The 24,080-nt window shown below is 44.9% G+C and carries 22 protein-coding genes; 11 read left to right on the top strand and 11 right to left on the bottom strand.

Going from position 1 to position 24,080, the window contains the following annotated elements:
- Positions 1-420: 420 nt before the first annotated feature.
- Positions 421-630, top strand: coding sequence for a helix-turn-helix transcriptional regulator (locus ACFVRY_RS04190; protein ID WP_387497585.1), 210 nt, complete (start codon positions 421-423; stop codon positions 628-630).
- Between the two features lie 148 nt (positions 631-778).
- Here ACFVRY_RS04190 and ACFVRY_RS04185 read toward each other — a convergent pair whose 3' ends face one another.
- Together ACFVRY_RS04185 and ACFVRY_RS04180 are read right to left on the bottom strand one after the other, a co-directional pair.
- Positions 779-1,621 carry an alpha/beta fold hydrolase gene (locus ACFVRY_RS04185; protein WP_387497583.1) on the bottom strand — a complete coding sequence of 281 codons (843 nt, stop codon included), beginning with the start codon at positions 1,619-1,621 and terminating at the stop codon, positions 779-781.
- Between the two features lie 141 nt (positions 1,622-1,762).
- Complete coding sequence (locus ACFVRY_RS04180; protein WP_387497581.1) at positions 1,763-3,295, bottom strand: FAD-dependent oxidoreductase; 1,533 nt, start codon at positions 3,293-3,295, stop codon at positions 1,763-1,765.
- A 136-nt stretch (positions 3,296-3,431) separates the two neighbouring features.
- Here ACFVRY_RS04180 and ACFVRY_RS04175 point away from each other — a divergent pair, with 136 nt between their 5' ends.
- A complete protein-coding gene (locus ACFVRY_RS04175) occupies positions 3,432-4,043 on the top strand; it encodes a TetR/AcrR family transcriptional regulator (protein ID WP_387497579.1) in 612 nt (203 codons plus the stop codon).
- A gap of 229 nt (positions 4,044-4,272) precedes the next feature.
- On the opposite strand, the gene ACFVRY_RS04170 is transcribed toward ACFVRY_RS04175, so the two are convergent.
- A complete protein-coding gene (locus ACFVRY_RS04170) occupies positions 4,273-5,139 on the bottom strand; it encodes a methyl-accepting chemotaxis protein (RefSeq protein WP_387497577.1) in 867 nt (288 codons plus the stop codon).
- Positions 5,140-5,156: 17 nt separating this feature from the next.
- On the bottom strand, positions 5,157-6,671 hold the full coding sequence (yfmT, locus tag ACFVRY_RS04165; RefSeq protein WP_387497765.1) for a benzaldehyde dehydrogenase: 1,515 nt from the start codon (positions 6,669-6,671) through the stop codon (positions 5,157-5,159).
- Between the two features lie 164 nt (positions 6,672-6,835).
- On the opposite strand from yfmT, the gene ACFVRY_RS04160 reads away from it, so the two are divergent.
- Positions 6,836-7,267: an alpha/beta hydrolase gene (locus ACFVRY_RS04160; protein WP_387497575.1), complete on the top strand. Its 432-nt coding sequence runs from the start codon at positions 6,836-6,838 to the stop codon at positions 7,265-7,267.
- A gap of 228 nt (positions 7,268-7,495) precedes the next feature.
- On the opposite strand, the gene ACFVRY_RS04155 is transcribed toward ACFVRY_RS04160, so the two are convergent.
- The gene (locus ACFVRY_RS04155) at positions 7,496-8,398 is read right to left on the bottom strand and encodes an NAD(P)/FAD-dependent oxidoreductase (RefSeq protein WP_387497573.1); all 903 of its coding nucleotides are present in this window, start codon (positions 8,396-8,398) and stop codon (positions 7,496-7,498) included.
- A 299-nt stretch (positions 8,399-8,697) separates the two neighbouring features.
- On the opposite strand from ACFVRY_RS04155, the gene ACFVRY_RS04150 reads away from it, so the two are divergent.
- Positions 8,698-9,126 carry a MarR family winged helix-turn-helix transcriptional regulator gene (locus ACFVRY_RS04150; RefSeq protein ID WP_387497571.1) on the top strand — a complete coding sequence of 143 codons (429 nt, stop codon included), beginning with the start codon at positions 8,698-8,700 and terminating at the stop codon, positions 9,124-9,126.
- Here the strand turns inward: ACFVRY_RS04150 and ACFVRY_RS04145 are convergent.
- The 6 genes from ACFVRY_RS04145 to ACFVRY_RS04120 all read right to left on the bottom strand — a co-directional run bounded on the left by ACFVRY_RS04145 (position 9,121) and on the right by ACFVRY_RS04120 (position 15,595).
- Positions 9,121-9,354: a GNAT family N-acetyltransferase gene (locus ACFVRY_RS04145; RefSeq protein ID WP_387497569.1), complete on the bottom strand. Its 234-nt coding sequence runs from the start codon at positions 9,352-9,354 to the stop codon at positions 9,121-9,123. The genes ACFVRY_RS04150 and ACFVRY_RS04145 overlap by 6 nt on opposite strands.
- 29 nt (positions 9,355-9,383) lie before the next feature.
- Complete coding sequence (locus ACFVRY_RS04140; RefSeq protein ID WP_387497567.1) at positions 9,384-10,553, bottom strand: Ger(x)C family spore germination protein; 1,170 nt, start codon at positions 10,551-10,553, stop codon at positions 9,384-9,386.
- Positions 10,550-12,091, bottom strand: coding sequence for a spore germination protein (locus ACFVRY_RS04135; protein ID WP_387497565.1), 1,542 nt, complete (start codon positions 12,089-12,091; stop codon positions 10,550-10,552). Before ACFVRY_RS04135 ends, ACFVRY_RS04140 begins: the two co-directional genes overlap by 4 nt.
- Before the next feature lie 30 nt (positions 12,092-12,121).
- A complete protein-coding gene (locus ACFVRY_RS04130; protein ID WP_387497563.1) occupies positions 12,122-13,327 on the bottom strand; it encodes a GerAB/ArcD/ProY family transporter in 1,206 nt (401 codons plus the stop codon).
- Between the two features lie 161 nt (positions 13,328-13,488).
- Positions 13,489-14,610, bottom strand: a complete 1,122-nt coding sequence (locus tag ACFVRY_RS04125) for an NAD(P)/FAD-dependent oxidoreductase (protein ID WP_387497561.1) — start codon at positions 14,608-14,610, stop codon at positions 13,489-13,491.
- A gap of 52 nt (positions 14,611-14,662) precedes the next feature.
- Positions 14,663-15,595, bottom strand: coding sequence for a bifunctional helix-turn-helix transcriptional regulator/GNAT family N-acetyltransferase (locus ACFVRY_RS04120; protein WP_387497559.1), 933 nt, complete (start codon positions 15,593-15,595; stop codon positions 14,663-14,665).
- A 315-nt stretch (positions 15,596-15,910) separates the two neighbouring features.
- Here ACFVRY_RS04120 and ACFVRY_RS04115 point away from each other — a divergent pair, with 315 nt between their 5' ends.
- The 7 genes from ACFVRY_RS04115 (at position 15,911) to ACFVRY_RS04085 (ending at position 24,027) form a co-directional block, all read left to right on the top strand.
- The gene (locus ACFVRY_RS04115; RefSeq protein ID WP_387497557.1) at positions 15,911-16,369 is read left to right on the top strand and encodes an OsmC family protein; all 459 of its coding nucleotides are present in this window, start codon (positions 15,911-15,913) and stop codon (positions 16,367-16,369) included.
- A 181-nt stretch (positions 16,370-16,550) separates the two neighbouring features.
- The gene (gene shc / locus ACFVRY_RS04110; RefSeq protein WP_387497555.1) at positions 16,551-18,443 is read left to right on the top strand and encodes a squalene--hopene cyclase; all 1,893 of its coding nucleotides are present in this window, start codon (positions 16,551-16,553) and stop codon (positions 18,441-18,443) included.
- A gap of 83 nt (positions 18,444-18,526) precedes the next feature.
- Positions 18,527-19,261 carry a helix-turn-helix transcriptional regulator gene (locus ACFVRY_RS04105; RefSeq protein ID WP_387497553.1) on the top strand — a complete coding sequence of 245 codons (735 nt, stop codon included), beginning with the start codon at positions 18,527-18,529 and terminating at the stop codon, positions 19,259-19,261.
- Positions 19,262-19,407: 146 nt separating this feature from the next.
- Complete coding sequence (locus ACFVRY_RS04100; RefSeq protein ID WP_387497551.1) at positions 19,408-20,268, top strand: DMT family transporter; 861 nt, start codon at positions 19,408-19,410, stop codon at positions 20,266-20,268.
- A gap of 77 nt (positions 20,269-20,345) precedes the next feature.
- A complete protein-coding gene (locus ACFVRY_RS04095) occupies positions 20,346-21,440 on the top strand; it encodes a GerAB/ArcD/ProY family transporter (protein ID WP_387497549.1) in 1,095 nt (364 codons plus the stop codon).
- Entirely contained in the window at positions 21,437-22,885 is a 1,449-nt protein-coding gene (locus ACFVRY_RS04090; RefSeq protein ID WP_387497547.1) for a spore germination protein, read from the top strand. Before ACFVRY_RS04095 ends, ACFVRY_RS04090 begins: the two co-directional genes overlap by 4 nt.
- Positions 22,885-24,027 carry a Ger(x)C family spore germination protein gene (locus ACFVRY_RS04085; protein ID WP_387497545.1) on the top strand — a complete coding sequence of 381 codons (1,143 nt, stop codon included), beginning with the start codon at positions 22,885-22,887 and terminating at the stop codon, positions 24,025-24,027. Before ACFVRY_RS04090 ends, ACFVRY_RS04085 begins: the two co-directional genes overlap by 1 nt.
- The last annotated feature ends 53 nt before the right edge of the window (positions 24,028-24,080 follow it).

The raw sequence follows: 24,080 nt of genomic DNA, 5'->3' as shown, positions 1-24,080 counted from the left end.
GAAAATAAGATACAATAATGACCTTATTTCACTCATTTATCTAAATAGAAGAAAAATAAGGTACGAAAATGCTTTTAATTGGGGAGGTGTCCCCTCTTTTTCACTGTTACGACGTATGGTGAAGGGGGATATACCCTTCTAGAGGTTGAAATCTGTTGACAGACTACAATTCGGTGCTAGTTTTCCTATAGAAAGTTAGGCGAGCGTTTTGCGCCTACAGTTTCAAACCTCCCCGTTCGCTCATCTTCGCTTTTTATTAATTTCTTTTGTTCGCCTTATGTAATTCTTTAATTATAACAATCTCACCTGTTCTGGTGAACCAATTTCTAAGTATTGTGTTCCTTATATTGACAAAATGTAATGAGGTGATTACAACCTAAGTGTAACCACCTCATTACATTTAGAAAGGAACCCGTTACATTGATCAAGAATCGTCTTAAAGTTTTGCGAGCTGAACGTAACTGGACACAAACTGATTTGGCAGAAAGTGTTGGGATCTCACGACAAGCAGTCATTTCCATTGAGAAGTATAAGTACACACCATCGTTAGAGTTGGCTTTCAACATTGCGAAGGCATTTGATGTATCCATTAATAAAGTATTTGTACCTGAGGAGGATGAAGAACAATGAGTTATCAATTTGTACTGTTAGCAGTGGCGGTTGTATTAGGAATATGTTTAATCTTTCTTCAATGTTTTAAAGCTATAAAAGCAACTAAATACAAAAATGATGAACGCTGGCAACTCGTTCAGAATAAGGCGAGCCATGTGGCAATACACTACAATAGTTTACTTGGTTTCCTAATTTGCGTTAGATCTTCAAGAAATGCATTCATCACCTGATAAAATCCGTTTAAGTCATCGGAATGGACGCCGTGTCCGCAATCTTCGAAAACAGCAAGTTTTGTGTTTGGTCTTCTAGCCGCCATCTGTTCCGCTTGGGGTAAGTCGAAAAAGATGCTTTTTCTGCCATGAATCAGTAGAATAGGACAACTGGACGATAACCAGTCTTCCCACCAATCCCCATTTACTTGCGATATAGTAGTTTGCAGCCCCTTCAAGTCGGTGCGGAACCCCCAGCCCTGTTCATCCTCCAGCACACTTTCTGCGAAATAATCGATCGCCCGAAGGCCAACGCTGATAAGCGAATCTCTCAATTCTTTTAAGGAGGTTGATCGGTAGGGAAGTTTGTTGGCAAAGGAAAAGTCAGAACGAATCTCTGCACCAATATCTTCCACAATCACAGCCTGTACCCATTCAGGGTAACGGGCGGCGAACTGATAAGCATTTACCCCACCTAAGGAATGCCCCAGGATCGTTACAGGTTGTCCTCTAAGCTCCGTTTGAATTAGATTTAGAACATCCGTTACATAATGATCTATGGAATATTCGTCTTGCGGTGCATGCTCACTCCAACCATGACCACGTTGATCTAAACAAATTACCCGCCAATTACTAAATTTAGCACCTAATTCCGAGAATGTTCTGGCATTGGCCATAGCTCCATGTAGCATCACCAGTATTTGTTGACTTTCCCCACCAAAGTCTAAGTAAGATAGCTGAAGATTTCCGGATTTAAAATATTTCCGCACTGCTGTAATTTCATGATGAGCATTCGACACCTGTAATCTTTCCCCTTCCAAAATAGGATTCTAGTTGAACTTACAGGCTAAAGTATACACATTAATAGTGACAAACCTTGTCATAGTCAAAAAAGAACGATCGCCATCCAGCGCGATCGTTCTCGAAGTTAAATATAGTACTTATTCCGCTGCCGCGTGCTGGTAATTCGCGGCCAGCATCTCCTTCAGACGGTCATCATATGCGGCCTCAAAGGAAGGAATGAGTTCATCTATCCGGGCTTGGAACTTCTGCGGATCTTCTTCTCCCAATTCTGCTCTTAATTGCTGCTCTTCCACGGATCCATTATCATTCAACAGCAGGGTCAATAAATGAGCATTAAAGAACTCACGCGGCGGAAGAACTAATCCATTCATCATGAACAGGGTGAAAAAGAGTGCTCGATTCCCCTCTTCAAGAGCCAAGGCAGTAGCCTTTTTCGTATACAAATCAATATATTTCTGGGCAAAGGTAATGCCTTTCAAAGGCTGTGAATAGACATACTCGACACCTTTCCAACGTAAATCTGACACCGAGCTGAGCCACCATGCGGGTTCAAGGGCTTGCTGCATTCTGTTTAGCACAGAGAGTTCGAAATCCGGCTGGGGATTGCGAAGCTGCTCTTCCAAGCATGTAGCCAGGGTCTCCGCTTCAATCGAAGCTACGGTCATGCCTTGCCCATAAATCGGGTCGAAGCTACATAAAGCATCTCCGAGCACTAACAATCCTGAAGGCCAGCTCTCCAGCTTCTCAAAATGCTGACGAACCGATTCCGCCAAACGATAACCCCGTGGTCCTTGATATGGCTCTAATTGTTCGAGAGCCTCTGCGATCTCCGAAGGCACTAACTGCTTGAGCTCTTCCTCAAATTCGGTCACGTTGGTTGAAGGATAATGCTCTCCTCCTGTGCTGGCGATGGTTGCCCCTGCAATGTGATCTTCAATCCGGTGCACCATGACGGCACTTACGCCCTCACCTGCCTGAGTATCATAGAAGAACGACTTCCAATTTTGATCAACATGTGGAGGGATTTTATAATAACGGGTGCTGTAGCCTAGTGGAACCTTCAGAATTTCTGGTTCAGGAACTTGTTGTCCAAGGGTTTCAAGCCATTTGATCACTTTAGAAGAACGACCCGCTGTATCTACCACCATATCTGCGGTCAAAGAAGATTCTGTTTTCAGCTCATCACGAGATTTCGTATAGATCCCCGTAACTGTTTGCTGGTCCTCTGAAGTGATTAACCCCTTTACCTCTGTGTTCGGTAGAAAGCTTACATTAGAAATCTGCTTCACACGCTGATAAAGGACCCACTCTAGCAGCACTCTGCTACTCGAAGCATCTTTATCTGCGGGTTGGTTGACCAAACTCCCAAACTTATTAACCGTTACGGTAGATTCCCCCTGGGTAGGTTGAGCGCCCAACTCAATTAAAGTATCTACATAGCCCGGGAAATAGCGTTCTAGAATGATTCTGCCCCGGGGGAGCACACGGTGGGGATGGAACGACTGGGGTACACCTGAACGACTCTCAGGTTCTGTGGGAAATTCGTCTCGTTCGACAATCAGGACTTCCTCATAATAATCAGACAGAACACGTGCAGTCATTAAGCCAGCAATGCCTGCTCCGATGACCAGAGCTTTACCACATTCTAATTTTTGTCCCATAATGTTCATTCCTTTCGCACCTGTAGGTTGGTAGTAAGGGCAACATTTGTTACGACTAATGCGAGTATATTATAATTTGAATAATAGTGGAGTTCAAACGTAATCCCCGCCTGATGGGCGAAAATGGACAAAAGAGGTGAAAGTGTTGCATGCACAACGCGAGATCAATATACAAGTTCAACGCACCAGAGAATGGATATTGGAAGCCTTGCTGATCCTCTTAGAGACCATCCCTTATGAGAAGATTAAGATTGCCGCCATTACGAACAAAGCGGGTGTTGCAAGACAGACCTTTTACAGGAATTATAAGAGTAAGGATGACATCATTGAGACGTATCTCGAGACGTTCTTCAATGAATTCATTATGGACATCAAGAAGATAGACTGTGAGAATAATGAGGATGCTATCCCGCGGCTCTTGTTCGAGCGTTTGGAGCGAGAGAGCCAAATCACGACGAGACTGATGAAGGCCAATATTGAACATTTATGGATGAAGCATTTCGAACGTTTGGAACGTGCCTATAGCGATGAGCTGTGCGGAGATGAGAAGGAGTTAAGTAAACAGCTCTATTATCGATATTCGGTGAAGTACCAATTGAGCGGGACATTTGGCATCATGGTTGATTGGCTGATGAGCGGCATGCCGCTTACTGCTGTAGAGATGGGAACGATCATCACTGAGCTTTCCAAATCTTTTAGACAGACGGATCAATATGCTCCTGATTTACTACAACGAATTGAGACGCTTGAGTACTGAGATTGGGTGGAATTACTTCCGCATACTAGAACTCCTGCAACCTTCTAGAAATTGACTCACTATCAGAGCATATCGCGGCAGCACAAGTCAGAATGCGCAGAGCGTTCTCTTCTTGCCATTCCACTTGATTTAGTCGAAAGAGATTGATATTCTCCTCAATAGAGTAACAAAAAAATCCCAATCTCTCATATTAATAATGAGAAATTGGGATTCTTATAATTATGCCTTATTACCCGTTATCTTTGGAGAAAAGCGATTCTTCCGCTACCTGCGCTAATTCCTCTGCTTTCGCACTGATCTCCTGGATCGTTGCAGTGAATTCCTGAATCGCCCCAGATTGACCATCGGCTAGCTTGTGAATATCAGTGAACGTATTATTTAAGCGTAGCAGAAGTTCCTGAATATTGTTCGTAATACCATTGATCTGGTCCACATTTTCCTTGGAGCTTGTCGCAAGCTTCCGGATTTCATCGGCAACAACGGAAAACCCTCTTCCCACTTCCCCTGCTCGTGCCGCTTCAATGGCCGCATTAAGACCTAGCATGTTACTCTGATCCGAAATCTCCTTCACAACCGTGGAAATTTTACCGATCTGCTGCGCACTTATGCTAACGTCTTTCACTTGAGTGGTAACGTCAGTCACTCGGTCGGTCAGATGAGTTACAGCTTCGCTGATCTCTTCAATAGAGGCAGTGGTCTGTTCGACAATTGCCGAGAAGCTCTCGGCCATCTCAAACAGCTTATTTGCTTTCTCAAGACTTGTCCCCATACCTACACCACCGATAACTCTGCCCTGTTCATCATGCAGCGGGATCGCGTGCGCAGCAAGCGGAAATCCGAACAACTCTTTGGGAACGACAGCGGACAAAGGCTTGTTAGCCTTGATTGCATTCGTTACAATATCCCCTTCGCGAAGCGGATCACCAGGGCTGACATTCAAAGAGAAAGTTTTACCTGGAATGTTGATGATCAGCTTCTCGGTGTCATAAATACCAATCGTGATGTCGTCATTAGTAAGACTATTCAGTAGCGGAGCTACCTTTACAAAAGATCTGATCAACTCATGCTGTGTTTGCTCTTCAGTTACTGTGCTCATACGTTATCCTCCAGTTCTTAATACGGGAATGTCCTTTGTCCATAATTAACCGAAATCCATTTCAGCGTAGTAAATTCATCCAAGCTCCATTCTCCGTTCAAGCGGCCCAACCCGGACTGCTTCTCCCCGCCAAAAGCTACAATAGGCTCGTCGTTAATTGTGACATCGTTAACATGGATCATACCTGTATGAACCTTCTTCGCCATCTCTACACCACGCTCAAGATTGGAGGTGTGAATTGCCCCGCTAAGCCCAAAACGTGTATCGTTGGCAATATTAATAGCTTCTTCTTCCGTTTCGAATGGAATGATGCATACAACCGGGCCGAACAGCTCCTCTTGAGCTACATCCATATCTGGCGTGACATTGGCGAGGACTGTAGGTTCCACCAATCTGCCGGTAATTTTGCCATGCACTAGCGGAACTGCTCCCTGCTCAATCCCTCTCGCAATCAGCTTCTGCAGTGTATCTGCTTGTCGGTTGTTGATAACAGGTCCAATGATAATCCCCGGCTCACTCGGATCACCTGTTGTAAGCGTAGAGACTTTCGCGCTGAATTTATCCACAAAATCTTGATAGATGTTCTTATGTACTAAAATCCGGTTAGCCGACATGCAGATCTGTCCTTGGTGCGTGAATCTGCTGAAAGTCGCCGCTTGTACCGCATAGTCGATATCCGCATCCTCCAGGACTATGAATGCGCTATTTCCCCCGAGCTCCAGCAGCGGCTTTTTGAAATTCTTGACGGCTAGTTGGCCAATATAGCTTCCGACCTTCGTCGAGCCCGTGAAAGAAATAATTCTTGGAATGGGGTGCTCGACGAACGCATCGCCAATCTCGTTAATGTCTGTGACTACAACATTCAATAGGCCTTTGGGTATACCCGCCTCTTCGAAAATCTTACCAATCAGTGTTCCACCTGTAATAGGCGAATCCTCATGCGGCTTCAGCACTACGCCATTGCCGGCACCCAGCGCTGGAGCAACTGACTTCATCGACAAGAAGAACGGGAAGTTAAATGGACTGATCACTCCAACTACGCCAGCCGGGATGCGGTACAGGCGATTCTCTTTACCGTCTTCTGTAGAAGGCAAGATCTTACCTTCCATTCGAAGTGGGAACGTCGCTGCTTCCTTCACCATATTTTTCACAAGTCCGATCTCAAAAGCAGCTTTCAGGCGTGTTCCGCCCAGCTCCTGAACGATAATGGACGAAATTTCTTCCTCATTCGCTTCAATGTATTTAACCGCATTTTCAAGGATATCACGTTTATGATACGGGTTAATCTTGTCCCATTCGAGCTTAGCTTTATAGGCAGCTTGATAAGCATCATCAATGTCTGCCACGCTCGCGATTTGAAAATCGGTAATTACCTCATCATTATATGGATTAATATCGGTCAGCGTTTTACCGCTCTTGCCATCTCTCCATTCCCCAGCAATAAATTGTTTTCCTAAAGTTGCGTAGTTCAATAGTATCCCTCCAGAGTTGATAATTTGATAATTACTAACTTCATATTTATTTATCGACATAATCCCGATAATTTGTTTGGGTTTACTCAATTAGGAATTTCATCGACTATATTTATGTTTTTATGGATAACAATTCCTTATGCACTAGAAAGATCGTGTCTTGCACATCGATCCAATGCAGGACGAAAGTAATAGACTATTCGAACCTCACGAATGATCTATTAGTGAAAGATTTGTTGGCTTTGACAGATTACATAAGTAATCGTTTTGATAAAAAGAAGATTATTCTGATGGGTCATTCTTTTGGTACCTATATTGCTACGCAGGCAGCACATCAAGCCCCTGAAAAATATGAGGCCTATATAGGAATTGGTCAGACGGCGGATACCGTAGAGAGTGTACTGGAGGCTTTGAACTACTTAATCGATCAAGCCAAATCAAGCGGCAATACAACTGACGCCAAATATTTGCAAGGATTAACCGATAAAATCCAGAGTGGCGAGCAGTTTGCTCCTCGAAAGTATCTCCAGAAATATGGAGGTGCAGCAAGACTGATCGATTTTGAGGAATGGTTTTTTGTTCGGACCGGAGTACAACTTACTAAATATCATCCGTTTTTATCGCGGTTTATTTTACTCAGTGGATATTTTATATAAGCCAGCTATGGATAAACCTCTACCGACCCTAGTCACCAAACTAGATTTACCTGTGTACTTTATTCTCGCAATGGATGATTGATACATTTGTACAATGAATGTGCATAATGAAAATTGAAATACAAGAAGCTCCTCATGAGTTCATTCGAACCGTGAGGAGCTCTTTTTAACGTTCGGGAAGAGATGTTCGGGAAGAAATAATCAGCAAATACACCTGCTGTAATAGGCCTACTGCCATTCCTCTTCCATAAGATCCGCAACGACGCTCACTGCTGCTTTACTGCCGGAGGAGGCAGCGTAAATTAATTGAGAAGGCATCACATAGGACGAGTCCCCGGCGGCATATACTCCGGTTGCGGTGGTCCGGCCCATTTCGTCAGTAATAACCGTACCGTTCTCTGCTATTTGATAATCCAGTGCTTCATTAAATCGGGCATTAGGCAGCAGCTTGGGATCAATGAATCCTCCGCTGCGCTCTATAAAGGTACCATCTGTGAAATGTACCCGTTCCAGTAAGCCATTTTTCCCGGAAAAGGCCTCGACAGGTGTGTCTACGATAGATATACCTCTGGAAGCAAGCTTCTCCCGCTGCTGGGCATTCAGAATATCGAAGCCGTTCGTGCACACCACGATGTCCTGGCTGTAGCCCATGACTAGCTTAACCTTATGGAATACGGCAGGATTGTCTGAGACAACAACAAGCGGCTGATCCCGTAGCTCCCATCCATCGCAGAATGGACAGTTGAACAAACTTTTGCCGTAAAAGTCTTGAAGCCCCTTGATCTCGGGAAGCACCTCTTTTAGCCCGGCAGCCAGAATCAGCTTGCGAGCCAGCACTGGCTCACCCGCCGAGGTAGATAGAGAAAAACCAGAATCCGTCCTGCGAATATCAATCACCTCAGTCGGCAAATGCTGGACAGATGGGTAACGCAGCACTTCTTCATAGGCTATACGACGAAACTCGGCTGGCGTAACCCCATCCTGTGTAAGGTATCCATGAGAGGCATGTGTCACGCTGTTTCTAGGCTGACTGTTGTCAAGAAGTGCCACACTCTTTCTCGTTCTGCCTAGCACCAGCGCAGCATTTAATCCTGCCGGCCCACCGCCGACAATAGCACAATCGTAGATCATAAGTTGAATCCCTCCATTGGATATATTAAATACTATAAAGACATATTATATCTATAAATGATTGAAAGTTAGCACTGTCCTTCGCAGTCGTAAGGGCAATACATATTAAGCGAGAAGCTCAATCTTTCAATTAAAGATCTAATGTATCTATAATAGCTTTAATTTAAACAAACTGTCAATAACCTTTCTGATCGATGGTTATTGATGGCGTTTGTTGACAAACCCTAGAAAATCCTTATATAGTTCAATTACTGACAGTTAGAAGTATAATCGTTTAAGATCCTAAGGAGGATACCTTAATGGATATCAAGCAAGATACACTCTACCTAGATTTGCTACAGCTTATCGGACTTAAGATAAAGAAACGAGCCGACGAGAGCATCAAAGAACTGGGGTTAAATTCTCAGCAAGGAAAGATGATTGGCTATATTTATGAACATCAAGACAAGGGTTTGATTCAGAAGGATCTTTCCGATCGTTTCCATGTACGCGGCGCGAGCATCACCAGTATGCTTCAAGGTCTAGAAAAAAAGGGATACATCGAACGTAAAATCCCTGCCCATAACGAGCGGCAAAAGAATATTTATGTACTGCCCAAAGGCGTTGCACTAATCGAAGCCTTCGAGCAGTCTTTTCAACAGGTGGAGGCAGAAATCGTTCAATCCCTCTCCGACGATGAGCGGCAGACCTTCAAATCGTTGTTGAAGAAAGTCAATGAAAATCTATAACAAGATTCCCACTTTCGTTTTTTTGAAGAAAGCTTCTTTCTTGAAGTGCCCCTCTCGACGCATCGACAGACGCTCTAATAGCCTCCAAGACGGTGCGTTGTCAGGGTTGCATAAAGCCAAGATCCTGTGTGCCCCTAATTCTGCAAAAGCATAATTCAATACAGCCTGACAAGCCTCTGTGGCATAACCTTTACCGTAAAATTCAGGGTTGAAGATATATCCAATCATCAATGAACTTTCATACAACAGGCCCTGTTCTAGTCTGGGTCCTCCTCATTTTCGATAGAGGTTCCGGTGAGTCCGATCTGCCTTAGAGTCATATTCGCCTGGACTTTAATAGATACATGAGCAAAATCAGGGTCCCAGGTCGGCTCCATCTTGTGCCAGACACGAGGGTATTTGCGGTGAATATAACCGTTGAATCCAACGACATCCGTCTTCTCTTGCTGAATATGGTGAAGGAATGCTTCCATATCCGTTTTACATTTCAGATTAAGTGCTTCTTTGACCTTCCTGAAATCCTGCATTTGATCCAAGTGCAGCGCAGTTTCGTTCTCTACGATCATAACGTCACCTTTGAGTTTTATTTCAAATTGCGGTTTTCCGTCAACCAGTTTCACGGCAATTTTGCTTGTCAATCGGTGCATATCCACATTGATCACCCCTTTTTCTTTGATGGGGACCGTGATACTGAATTTATTGATTTTTTTCGTAAGCCAAAAAAAGGAATGCGACTCATCCACATTCAGTTTATATTTCATTTTCAGGTTGTTATCAAAGACCGCAATACCTGTCATTTGCATTTCCTGTTTCTGCGATTGCTCCTTGCTGGATAAGGACAGTTGCGGAAGTGTAGGACTTTTACCGGGATCATTAATGGCCTGCAGAAAATATACCATGGCTTTGTCCGCCAGCCCGCCTGTGTTTTGATGTATTTTCAAAGCTCCCGTCGCTGGAGAATCCTCGAGCGGATACACCATCTCCAGTAGACTTAAGGCTGTCCCCTTCTCTACAATAACCATATCGGTTCTAAGGCGAACATCTTTATTCCGGCTGTATTCGTCCAAAATATTGGACAGCCCGTCTCTGGCCATACTCTCGCCAATGACAATCATTCGGCGGTTACCGGCAAAGATGGTACGTGACAGCTTGGGCTGGATTTGATTCGCCGCTTCCATAATCGACCTGCCTTTTCCGGTAAATACCTCAAAGTGTTTGCTTAGGGAAGCTAAATCCCCACCGCTGTTGGTATTATTCGATTGTGGGATGAAAATCATTGCACTGGCCAAATATTGCCCATCCTTCTCTTTGTCCATCCCCCATCCAAGAATAACTGCACGGTCATTAAGCTCCACCCGGTCCCAGCAACTGGTGAGCAGACACGAAATGACAACCATGGGAAGCAGCCTAAGAAGTATCCATCTCATGAATTCCTCTCCTCATGCGGATTTGATGATGGTTTACCGGACATTGGAGGTGATTTCCGTACGGCCGGACGTGGTCTGCGATGCATCATCCATCGCGGAGCGCGAATGAAGGTATCACGCAGGGACTGGCCCTCCCTGTCGACGAGTGGACTCAGATATGGTGTACCATATGAAGAAAGGTTCGTCAGATGAACAATCAAGAGGATCGATCCCATAATAATCCCGAACAGGCCGAACAAGGCAGCAAGGATCAGCATCGGAAACCGCAGCATGCGCGCAGCTGTACCGACATTGTAGCGGGGAGCTGCAAACGAGGAAATCCCGGTGGCCGCTACAACGATTACCATGGGAGCCGAGACGATTCCTGCTTGAACAGCGGCCTGTCCAATAACCAGCGCACCTACAATGCTGACCGCGGAGCCAATCTGCTTCGGAAGTCTGAGACCCGCTTCTCTAAGTCCTTCGAACATAAACTCCATAATAAGAACCTCGAACACAACGGGCAGCGGAATCCCTTCACGTGCGGTCAATATGCTCAGCAGCAGGTTGGTCGGCAGCATTTGGGGATGATAGGAAGTGATCGAAATGTACAGGGACGGCAGATAGATGGAGATGAAAAACAAGATTAGCCGGACCACCCGAATCGCCGATGTATAGATGAACCGTTCATAATAATCATCAGCCGCCTGAAGACCGGACAAAAGCGTCATCGGCAGAATCAACACAAACGGATTGCCGTCGATAAGAATGGCCACCTTCCCCTCCAGCAGACTGGAGCTGACGATATCTGGCCGCTCTGTGTTCTGGATCTGTGGAAATAGGGTGAACGCGGATTCTTCAATGAACTCTTCCATATAATTCGATACTTGATCGGCCTTAATATTCTGAATCCGTTCTCTGACTTCATTCACGATATCGACGGGCGCTACATTCTTAAGGTAGGCGATGACAATCTTTCGCTTGGCGGTCTCCCCCACTCGATAAGCCTCGGTCTTCAGCGTTGGATTGGGCAGTGCTCTACGGAGCATCGTAATATTGGTGTTCAAATCCTCGATGAACCCCTCCCGGGGTCCCCGCACCACAACCTCATTACTGGGCTCCTCAATACTTCGTTTGGGAGGCTGGCTGATTTCCATACTGTACGCCGCGGCTTCCCCTTGACTGAAACATACAATGGCACCGCAGGCAATCTCGCCCGCCACCAGATTGATATCAGTGATGGGTTCAGAAATCGAGGATACAAAGGTTTTTAGAATGTCGGCAGTAACGGGCTCGTTACTATGAAGCTCACTCAAGGGCTTAATAATATCGAGATTCAATAAATGGGGATCGGTAAATCCCTGAAGATAGACGAAGAGCAGCCGGGAGGGTCCCTGGACTTCAAGGTGTCTGAATATAACATCCGTGCAGTCCTCAAAAATATCCCGTACGGCGCGTTCAGTTTGATCTAGGTCTTCCGTCAAATGGATAGAATGCGGCTCGCGGTATGAAGTCTGATCTGGCCGTGACGGGTTTCGTGGCAGGTTACTCACAACCATCCCTCGCTTTATCCTTATTTATTCATGTGACTAGACTTTGAAATAGCGAATGTACATATAGTAATACATGCTAAGCATAAGAATCAGGAGCGTAACCCCGGACCATTTCCATCCCATGCTAACCTTAGGGATTTGGGGGACTCTTCCAGTTTGCGCTTTCTGTTGTTTTCGTCTGTGAAGCAGAATCATAATCCAGAGGATTACCGGGAGGATCAAGTACAGCAGCGGGAGCATGACTGGATCAATGTACCTTAGGAGAAGCGCTCGGGTCGTCAGCAGACTGGTCGTAAGCCCCGCTGCCCATACGGCAAGGACCGAAATAGGGATGATGAGCAGCTTCCATTTCTTAATCCCAAGCCACTGTGCAGTCCCGTAACTGAGGCAAAATAAATAAAACCCTAGCTTGATGAATGCACTGCAGACCCATAACGCGATCATCACCACCTCAATCCGCTGCAGAAATTCACCAACTTCAATATAGCGGACCAGTTCGTAGAGCGGATATTGCATTTTAGCGGCTAGTCCCGGTCCGAAGGTTAACAGGATAAAGGTCGTTGTAAGGACCATTAAGCCGACAGCAAGTGTAAATCCGACATAAATCTTTGGGGTTACCCCCTTCTGTTTGTTCAAGAACCCATAGACCAGCACTAACAGATAAGAGTCCCCGTACATCTCCATCATCGTAAAGGTGCCTCTTGCCATGTTTAACGGACTCGTATCGGCAGCGATGGGGAAAAGAAATGTGAAATCCAGGTTGCTCAAATTCAGAATATAAATACACAAAAACATCAACACAATGAGTGGTCCCATCAGTTCAGCACAGCGGGCGATGGTGTTGATTCCATTCGTGGCTACAGCAAAAGCAACAACGACAAACAAGACAATAACTACGGCCGGAAGCGGCGTTTCCTTGAATAGAGCCATGATTATAAAATCAACGACGGAGCGCAGGATATTCCCTAGTGAAATCATCCAAAAGGCCAGATAAGGAAGTACCCAAAACCGGCCTACCCATTTGCCGAGCACTTCCTGACTGAATTCTATAAAGGTCTGACCCGGGAAATATTTTGCGTTACGGACAGCCAGAGCCAGCACAATAAAGCCCGCAACACCCGCCAGAATCACGCTGAACCAGGAATCCTGCTTGGTGACTTTCATCGTCCCGGACAGATAGATCGGAAGCCCAACATTTATGCAAAAGACAAGCCACATCATTTGAGTTCGGGTAAGTTTCAATTTGAGTCCTCCATTTGTTACCGATAACAACTGTATTATTACCTTGTTTTGGGTTTACATGCATATATTATGTTCACAATGCAACGCAAAGAGCCTCCTTACCCGTACATCGTACAGATAAGGAGGCTCTCGCAAAATTAGGTAGTGCTCTTAATTTATTCTTAACTCAAAGCTTTGCCAATATCATAATCAAGGATATCAATATCCAGATCCAATCCGAGTGCCATCTTCGCCAATTGGTTACCGATAAAGGGACCCATCGTAAGTCCCGACGATCCTAGCCCGTTGGCCGCTATAAGTCCCTCCCAGCCGGAAATAGGCCCCATCACCGGAAGAAAACCGGGTGTGAACGGTCGGAAGCCGACTCGTACCTCCTGAAACGTACTATTAGCTAAACTAGGGGCCAGTTCTAACCCTTTATTCAGAATTTCCTGCATCCCCCCTGGGGTTATCCTTGTATCGTAGCCTTCCACCTCATTCTCATGAGTCGCTCCAATCACAATCTTCTGCCCATCAAAAGCGAGCAAGTATTGGTCAGATGGCGGCATGACTACTGGCCAGCCCCCTGTATTTTGACGGTCCTCGACCTGTAGATGCATAATTTGTGCTTTTTGAAAACGAACTTCAAACTGAATCCCTAAAGGTTGCAGCAGTTCAGGAGCCCATGCCCCTGCACAGACAATGACCTCATCCGCCGGAAAGCTCTGGTCACCGATAACAGCTCCTGTTATACAGTTCGCTTGAAATTGCAGTTTGGCATCTCCATGTACAAGGACAGCCCCGTTTCTTTGTGCGGATCGAAGTAGCGCATCTCGCAGTGCACGGCCATCGACACGAGCTCCCCCGCTAATTTGAACAGAATGATAACCTTCTTCTAATAGTGGGAACAGCTCATGGGTTTCTTTTTCATCAAGCCGGATAATTTCACCGATCTCAGGTGCCTCTATTTTGCGTATCTGCGCACGCTCCTCCATCTTCCCGATTTTCTCCAGATCTTGATGAATACTAAGCGCACCTACTTGAGCATAACCCGTTTCGGTTTCTCCTTCGTTTAAGAGTTCTTCAATCAACCCGGGGTAAAAACGTGCGCCGGACTTTGCTAACTGATACCACGCCTGATTGCGCCGCTGAGAGAGCCAGGGGCAGATTATGCCCGCAGCCGCGTCCGTAGCTTGTCCGCTATCCTGGCGATCTATGATAAGGACCTCTGCACCCATTTTTGCTAGCTGATAGGCTGTCGAAGCCCCAAGAATTCCTGATCCAATGACGATAACTTTCTTCACTATAACATTCCTTTCCTCAATCCCTGAATCTATTATAGCGAATTCACACTTGTTATATAAGACTAAGCTCATAGACCTCCTCAGTGTGACTCACGCCCCAGGAATGATCTTCGCGCTCTGCAGTTTTCTTGAAGCCTACATTTTGATACATTTGTATCGCCTTTTTCTGATCTTCTGTTGTTTCCAGAAAGACCGTTTGATATTTTCTTTCTTTACAATAATCCAGTGCTTCCTGAAGCAATGTTCTTCCAAGGCCTATTCCTCTAAATTCAGGATGTAGAATAAACCATCTTAATTGCGCTTTTTCAGACGAATGACCAACGATCGCAATGGCACCAACGATTTCGCCGCCCACTTCTGCAAACCAGAATCGATCCTTATCAGGACTGTATTTTTCAAAAAATTCATAGAAGGTTTTGCAAACATATCCTTCAAACACATGATTATAGCCGCATTCTTTCGCATAAACCCAGCCATGCAAGTGAATCAAGAACCCTACATCCCCAGGCTTCAAATCAGATCGAATGTGGACATTCTGGACCTTATGTGAATTGTCCGACAGAACATTTTCAATCGCCATCATATGTTTACTTATATGTCTTTGGTGTTGTTCTGGTAAATTGTTAACCAATTGGCGAACCTGTTCCTCAGACATGGTATCCAGTTTGGATAGGATATCCTTGCCTTGGTCTGTCAAGAAAAGATAATAAGATCGCCCATCCTCGTTGGACTTAATCCGATAGGAAATCCCTTGTTTTTCAAATCGTTTTAAAATCCGGCTTAAATACCCGGCATCAAGATTTAGCTGGTCAATGAGCATTTTAGCGGTGCAGTTTTCTGTGTTCTCGATTTCAAAGAGCACCCGCGCTTCTGATAGTGAAAATTCACTGTTCAATATGTGTTGATCAAGTAACCCAAGTACATTCGTATAGAAACGATTGAATCTTCTGACGATAGAGACGATGGATGTGTCTACAGAACTCATGTCTAAACCTCCCAAACTTGTTGTACACACATAGTTTACTCAATTTAATTGACTTAGTCAATTAAATGTGTGACAAAGTCAACTACATATGCAATTTTAGTCAACAAATAATGTGATGTATTCAACTTTCATTGGTGTCGAAAGATTTTGATCTTCAATATTCTTTGGGTGGTTTACCAATCTACCTCAAGATCAGCGCTTACTACGTCAATCTCTCAAGGATTGACAGACTGTAACCAATAGAACTATAATCAAATTATTCAAAGTTAATTACTAGGAATTAAAATATTGCGAAGCATCCAATCACACTATGGATTGTCCAGAAAAAGGAGCCTACCTCATGCCAAATGTTCAAACATTCATTTGCAAGACGGCGTCAGAGTCGTAACAAAGGCAAGACAATTCGAACTCATCATCGACGAGCCGCAAAGCCTGGGAGGTACCGATACGGGAATGAATCCTGTAGAGGCTTTGCTTGCCTCTTTGGGCGCCTGCCAGTCCATTGTAGCCCGGGTCTATGCTCCTAAGTTTGAAGTAGAGCTGGAAGATTTCAGAGTCGAGGTGGAAGGTGATCTGGATCTCGATGGATTTTTCAACCGTTCTGAAGTCCGTCCAGGATACTCCGATATTCGCTATACCTTCTACATAAAGACCCCATCGCCTACCGAGAAGGTCGAACAATTCGTGCAGTTTCTGGAGAGCAAATGCCCTGTCGGCGACACCCTTGCCGCTCCGGTAAACCTCAAGTTGAATCGGATCATAATCGAAAATTAATAAACGAATTCATACGTAGAATACGAATAGAGCTGTAAGGTTGCATCCTAGCAACTTTGCAGCTCTTTTTTGTTATCCTATTTAAAAACATCCCTCTAATGATTAAGCTGAAGCTCCCTCATTTCCCCCTTCTCCGTATCATATAATGCTAAAAATGATGTACTTCGGAGGTAACCCAAGAATGAGCGATGTACTTAGTGCAGTAGATAAGGAAATTGACCGGCTGACATCATTCCTGTTGCAGCAGCAGCGGCAAGACGGTTCGTGGCATTATTGTTTTGAGAACGGGATCATCATTGATGCTTATGTCATTATTCTGTTTCGGATATTGAATGTGCAGAATGAGGCGCTGATCCGGCAGCTGTATGACCGTATTCTTAACGAACAGCAGCCAGGCGGTTTCTGGAGATTGTACCCTGATGAAGAGGATGGGAATTTATCCGCCTCTGTAGAGGCTTACTACGCCCTACTCTATTCCGGTTACAGCAAGATCACAGATGAGCCTATCCAGCGAGCCAAGCGTTATATCCAGTCCAAAGGTGGTCTTGGAAAAGTCACCAGCATTTTAACCAAAGCCATCCTAGCTGCTACCGGCCAAAGCAAATGGCCTTTGTCAATCTCGCTCATTCCACTGGAAGTACTGATGTTCCCAAATTATTTTCCTATTAACTATTATGAGTTCTCCGGTTATTCAAGAGTTCACCTCACCCCTATGCTTGTCATGGCCGACCGGCGTTTTTCGATTACGACCGCTGATGCTCCCGACCTGTCAGATCTCATGGATACACGAGTAGATGCTGAGGAGCTAATTTCACGTGAATATCAGGAGATGCAGGATGACATTCATTCCGGTCTAAGCAGACTTATTGGCACGCCCCGCTCTATTCATGAAGCCGCCAGGACCAAGGCCGAACAGTTCATGCTCCAGCGTATCGAATCCGACGGCACCCTTTACAGCTACGCCACCAGTACAATTCTGATGGTGTTTGCCCTGCTGGCCCTGAAATACGATCGACAGCATCCTCTGATTACCGAAGCCATTAAAGGACTGACCGCGATGCAATACCGTTCTCCAGGTAAAACAACGATCCAAAATTCTCCCTCCACCGTGTGGGATACCGCACTAATTGCCTACGCTTTGCAAGAGTCCCGAATAGGCGATGATCATAAGGTGATTACGCAAGCTGCTTCCTATTTGCTGTCCAGACAGCATCATAAAGCGGGAGATTGGAGCATCCATAATGACAACATAGAGCCGGGTGGATGGGGATTTTCCGAGACCAATACAATCAATCCGGATGTGGATGATACGACAGCGGCTTTACGGGCGATTCATGGCTTGTCGAGGACATCCGGGGCGTATCAGGAATCGTGGAATCGTGGATTGAATTGGGTACTGTCCATGCAGAATAAAGACGGCGGCTGGCCGGCTTTTGAAAAGAACACCAACAAAGAAATGCTCACATGGCTCGCCATCGACGGTGCCAAGTCCGCTGCCACTGATCCCTCCGAGGCGGATCTTACAGGGCGTACCTTAGAGTATCTTGGAAACTTTGCTGGGCTAGATATGCGATATGAGTTCATCAAACGGGGAAGTAAATGGCTGATCCAGAATCAGGAGAAAGACGGTTCATGGTATGGAAGGTGGGGCGTTTGTTATATCTATGGAACATGGGCTGCATTAACCGGTTTGGGGGCTGTCGGCGTGCCGACAAGTCATGATTCCGTGCAAAAAGGAGCACAGTGGCTCTTAAGCATCCAGAACCCGGACGGCGGCTGGGGGGAATCCTGCCATAGCGACCGGCTTCTGCATTATGTGCCTTTAGGGGAAAGCACCCCTTCACAGACTGCCTGGGCATTAGATGCTCTAATCTCCACGCAGTCAAAGCCAACACTTGCCATAGATCAGGGCATCCGCAGGCTTATTGCCTCCATGCATGAAGACGATTGGAAAACTACCTATCCAACAGGCGCTGGCCTCCCAGGCAACTTTTACATCCATTATCATAGCTACCGCTACATCTGGCCGCTGCTCACGCTAAGTCATTACAGAAAGAAATACGGGGATTGCTAGATCAATGAATTCATCGTAGAATTAGGCCACAGTAATAGTAAGGAGATTATGCATGTTGTTGAACTGTCGAGGGGGAACTTACCATGAACATCCATAGAGAACTTATAGCAGAACGACGAACCTATACCGCCTCTCGGGTGACACACTCCCATCCCTATGCGCAATTAATTTTGCCGCTGCAGGGTGAAATGGCTATTGAGGCAGGCGCTGAAACTCATGTGCTTGGTGACGAGCTATTATTGTACGTCCCTCCTAAATGTGATCATTCTTTTCATTCCAATGTACGTAATGAATTTCTGGTCTTGGATATTCCAGATGTGATGATTCCATCCAGTAGGCTGGACCATAAAGGTACCACATACGCGTTAAACAACAAGTGGAAAGGCATCCGGTATCTCATCCTGAATGAATTGAACCAAGAATCGGCCTCTCCTTCTGCACTTAAGGAGCTGTTTCCGTATATTTCGCATAATTTAATCAGCCAGCGGCAGCCTAGATCCATCCAGTATATTCATGAGCATTATCACGAGAATATATCGGTGCAGCAGTTGGCGGAACTGGAACATTACAATCGGTCATATTATTCAGACTGGTTTGTTAGAGAAACGGGGACAACGCCGTCCAGTTATCTGCAAGAAGTCCGGTTGAATAAAGCGAAGCATTTACTCTGCGAGACTAACTACTCCATCCTGCAGATTGCCCTTCAAGTAGGCTTGGAGCATCAATCCTCCTTAACGCGTTTGTTCCAGCAAATCGAAAAGATAACCCCGAGCCAATACCGCAAACAGCATTCCACATCTGGCCCGGAGTATAATTAACCTGAAATCCAGACAAAAGTGTCCACTCCAGAACCTTTAAAATGAATATGAACTTGACCCGTACAAATACATGGGCAAGTTCCCCTTATAACTGTGATTGCTTGTGAATCGCGGTTTTTGGGCATTTCATTTGAAGGAGCAGAATCATGTCGACAGTATTGGGTTTACTATTCACATTCTTATGGTCTTCTGCGGCCATAGCCACCAAGTTCGGGTTGGGATCTACAACACCTCTGGCATTGGCCACATTTCGCTTTCTTTCCGCTGGACTGCTACTTTTTCTGTATGTGTATGGTTTGAACAGGAAATTTCCCTGGCCGAAGCCCCGGCAATGGCTGCCGCTAATCGTGCTGGGCCTCCTGAATACGACAATTTATTTAGGCGCGACCTTCTGGGCGCTAACCTATGTCTCAGCGGGCTTGTTTAATTTGTTCGTAGCTACTAATCCTTTTCTCGTTGCTTTCTTCTCCTATCTTTGGCTGAAGCGGAGCATTTCGATAAAAGAATGGCTGGGGATGTTAGTCGCGGCCTTCGGATTGTTGATAGCGACCTGGCCGTCTATCGCAGGTGGCGAAGCCAGCATAAGCGGGTTGATCATTTTAGGGATTGGGATGCTCTCGATGGCAGTAGGAAGTGTTTATTTCAAAAAGGTCAATCTAGATTTGCCTAGCATCGTCATCAACACATGGCAGTTATGTATCGGTGGTATCGTATCACTGCCCATTGCCTATTTTCTTGAAAAGGATACCTTTTTCTTCAAACCGGATATGCATCTCCTTGGCTCGATGATCTGGTTGGTTTTCGTCATCTCCATCGGGACCATGCTGCTGTGGTTCTTCCTGTTGAAGCAAGATCCCGTCAGAGCTAACAACTGGTTGTTTATGACACCCATATTTGGCTTCATTCTCGCAGCAGTTGTTCTCCATGAACAAGTGACCTCCTTCGATATCGTAGCAACTGTCGTTGTTGTGATTGGGCTGTTCTTATCGGGTAACATTAAGCTATAAGACTTCTTGACTTAGCAGAATATTTCATTGTAAAGAATGACAACATAAGGTGAAGATGAGCCGGTTTATTTAGGAGGATGATGAAAATAAAAACAAATATTTCGTTTATTCAATCCACCATGATTATTATGCTGAGCACCGGCCTTCTAAACCATGTCATCATCATTCCTATCCTGCTGGATGCGGCAAAGCGGGACGCTTGGATCTCGGTACTGTTGGCAGGCGCATGTGCGCTAGTCTGGATTTTTATTCTGCATATTAGCAGTACTAAAATTAAGAAACAACATTTATTCGCATGGCTGGCCAAAGCGTATCATCCCTTCGTTGGCCGTATTCTTGCCGTGTTCGCTGGCGTATATTTGTTTGTGATCTGCATGCTTACAACCAGGGACACCGTATATTGGGTGCATCTCACCTTCTCCCCGGAGACCCCCATACTGGTACTTACATTCATCTTGCTTACTATTTCTGTTATCAATGCTTATTTAGGCATTCATTCCCTCGCGAATACCGCCAGCATTTTATTGCCTTTTGTTGTTATATTGGGCTTTTTTATAATGTTCTCTAACACAACCCATAAAGATTATTCCTTGTTAAAACCGATACTTGAGCATGGCATACAACCCGTCTGGAACGGGACCCTCTACGTTGGAGCAGGTTTTGTTGAGGTCATCATGCTTCTATTTATGCAGCATCACATCAAATCTCGGCTCTCCTATATTTCATTTCTGATTATGATCCTGCTTATTTTGGGTCTCACCATGGGGCCAATTATTGGAGCAATTGTTGAATTTGGTCCGGATGAGGCAGGTAAACTCAGATTTCCTGCCTATGAAGAATGGAGACTATTGACGATTGGCAGTTACATTGAGCATTTGGACTTTTTTAGTGTTTATCAATGGTTCAGCGGTGCTTTTCTGAGGATTTCCCTGACCCTATTCCTTATTCTCGACATATTCCAAATTCGAAGCAAAAAAATGAAGATGTGGGTACTTGGGGGCATTTTTTTAATGATTGTAGTGTTCACAGCTATCCCTTTTAGTGATCAATTTTTCCTGAAATTGTTATCTTCCTACGTACTGCCCTTTTCCTTATGGGGGGTGCTGATTTTTTCTGTAATTATTGCGGGGTTGATTAGCTTCGCTCATCGAAAGGGGAAAGCAGCATCATGACGGGGCAAGAGCACAAGGATTCCAAAAAAATCGAGGATGTTGCTACGACATTATTTGGGACAAGTTCAGATATCTTGAGAATGAACCTCTCTTTGTCTAACTCGGATTATGCCGTACAGCTGGTTTATTGTCAGGGATTGTGTGATGTAGTCAAAGTGGAGCAATCCATCATACCCGCATTAAAAGATATCCCGGAACCTATCCTTTCATCGGATGAGCTTGCTCTTCAGCAGAAGGTTCCGTTTCATATGACTTCTCTGCCCATGGATGGGATCGAACAATCGATGAAAGAAACCGTGCTAGGCGGTGATCTTCTTCTGATATTTACACCTTCGAATCAGTTATACACTGTGAAATTGGCTGATCCACCTAAACGTCAGCCTGAGGAGCCAAACACGGAAGTGTCAACCAGGGGGCCGAAAGATGGCTTTACAGAAGAATCATTCACCAATATTGCCCTTATTCGAAAAAGACTCCAAACCGAATTATTAGCGGTTGAAGAATTCACGATTGGAACCCAAACTGCTACCAAAGTTCATCTCTTATATCTCAAGGACACGATTAAACCTCATGTTTTACAATTAATACAGACAAAGCTGGCTACTATTCAAATCAAAGGACTGATTAGCAGTACCCAGCTTGAAGAGAGTCTGACCCCATTTTCGTTATTTCCATTATTCACTTACACAGGAAGACCTGACTATGCAGCAAATTCGCTTCTTCATGGTAAATTTGTACTTGTAACTAATGGTTCACCTACTGTAATTATGGCGCCGGTGACCTTTAACTTTTTGCTCAACACTTCGGAAGATGCACATATGGTGAATTTCTTTGTTGCTTTTTCGAGGTTATTAAGAGTATTCGGAGTGTTGCTTTCCTTGTTTTTACCGGGTTTTTGGATTGCAATCACTACGTTTCACCAGGATCAAATCCCTTTTACATTGCTTGCAACCTTAGTCAACTCCAGACAGGGAGTGCCTCTTCCCGCTCCTTTAGAGGCCATTGTCATGCTTATTTTGTTTGAAATTTTCCGGGAAGCGGGCATGCGGTTGCCTTCCGCTTTTGGCCAGACCTTGTCGGTGGTGGGTGGTCTGATTATTGGTCAGGCGGCCATTTCTGCTGGAATTGCAGGTCCAGGTACGATTGTGGTTATCGCCATTTCAGTACTTGCTACCTTTACATTAGTAAATCAGTCATTAGTTAGCGTTGTTAGCTTGTTTCGGGTTGCCGTGCTCATCATTAGCGGGTTTCTTGGATTGTTTGGAACGATGACTTGTCTGCTTGCACTGATCCTCTTTATGGTCAATTTACGTTCTTTCGGGACCTACTACCTTTCTCCTCTATCCCCGCCGCAGTTTAAGGAATGGTATAAGGTTTTTTTCAGAATGCCATGGGGAAAGAGAAGATTAACTGACAATACGGGGATTAAAGGACGAGAACGATAATGAAAATAATCCGATGCATTCTTATACCTGCACTGCTTTCCACACTCCTTACAGGTTGTTGGGGAGCCAAGGAAATTGAGCACATGATCTATGTGAATACACTCGGAGTCGATTATGTAGATAACAAGGTTGTTGTTTATATCCAAATGGTTAACTTTAGTGGCATCGCCAAGAAAGAGGCAGGTCAAGCCCAGGAACAGAAAACATATATAGGAAAAGCTGACGGGGAGTCCTTTGATACTGCGATTTTCAATTTGTACGCGACTAGCCCGCAAAGAATTGTCTGGAGTAATGTGAAGACACTCGTTTTTAGTGAAGCAGCGCTAAAGAAGAGAGAGGTTGTAAACCAGGTATTGGAAGTGTGGGATCGATACTATGAATTTCGTTATACCGTTTGGACCATGGGGACTAGTGATCCCATTGATAAAGTGCTGAATACGACGTCAATCGCCGATTTATCGGTAATCTACTCGCAGCTTAACAGTCCTATGCGAATATATGAACAGAGTTCTATCATCGCTCCGATGTATCTCTACAAGTTTATTTGGAAGTGGAGAGAAAAAGCTGAAACGGTTCAACTACCTTATCTGGAAATTATACCAGCCTGGACAAGTAACAAAGCGTCTTCACCCAATATTAGCATGAAGGGAATTTGTTTTCTGCAGAACCAGCAATTTCGGGGTTGCTTGAAGGATAACGATGTTTTAGGGAATAGATGGCTTGAAAAAAATACGATAAGAACGCCTCTGGTTATCAAGGATGAACAAAACGACGTACTCGCTTTGTTGGTCATGAACAAAATTAAATCATCCATTCGTCCCAGGCTGAAGAATGGCAAACCTGTCTTCGAGATAAAATTGTCTATGCAGGCCACCCTTCCTGAGATCAGCACAACTCTAAGTAGGAAAAAGCTTGAACTGAAAGCTGCAGAAGAGATTAATGATCAAATTATGAAGACTTACACCAAAGGTTTAGAGATCGGTGCCGATGTATATGGACTATCGAACATATTCTATCGTGACCATGCAAAAGAGTGGCACAAGTTAAATGATAAGGGGCAATTACCACTCGATTCGAACAGCATTGACAAGATTGATATCAAAGTGAACCTGATCAGCGGCGGTATTTCTAAAATGAAGTAATCTATACAAAGAAACGCATCAGATCAATGGACCCGGTGCGTTTCTTTTCTTCA

Origin of the sequence: Paenibacillus sp. NPDC057934, assembly GCF_042887565.1 — a bacterium.
Taxonomy (GTDB): domain Bacteria; phylum Bacillota; class Bacilli; order Paenibacillales; family Paenibacillaceae; genus Paenibacillus_AQ.
This window is presented reverse-complemented; position numbering and strand designations above follow the sequence as displayed.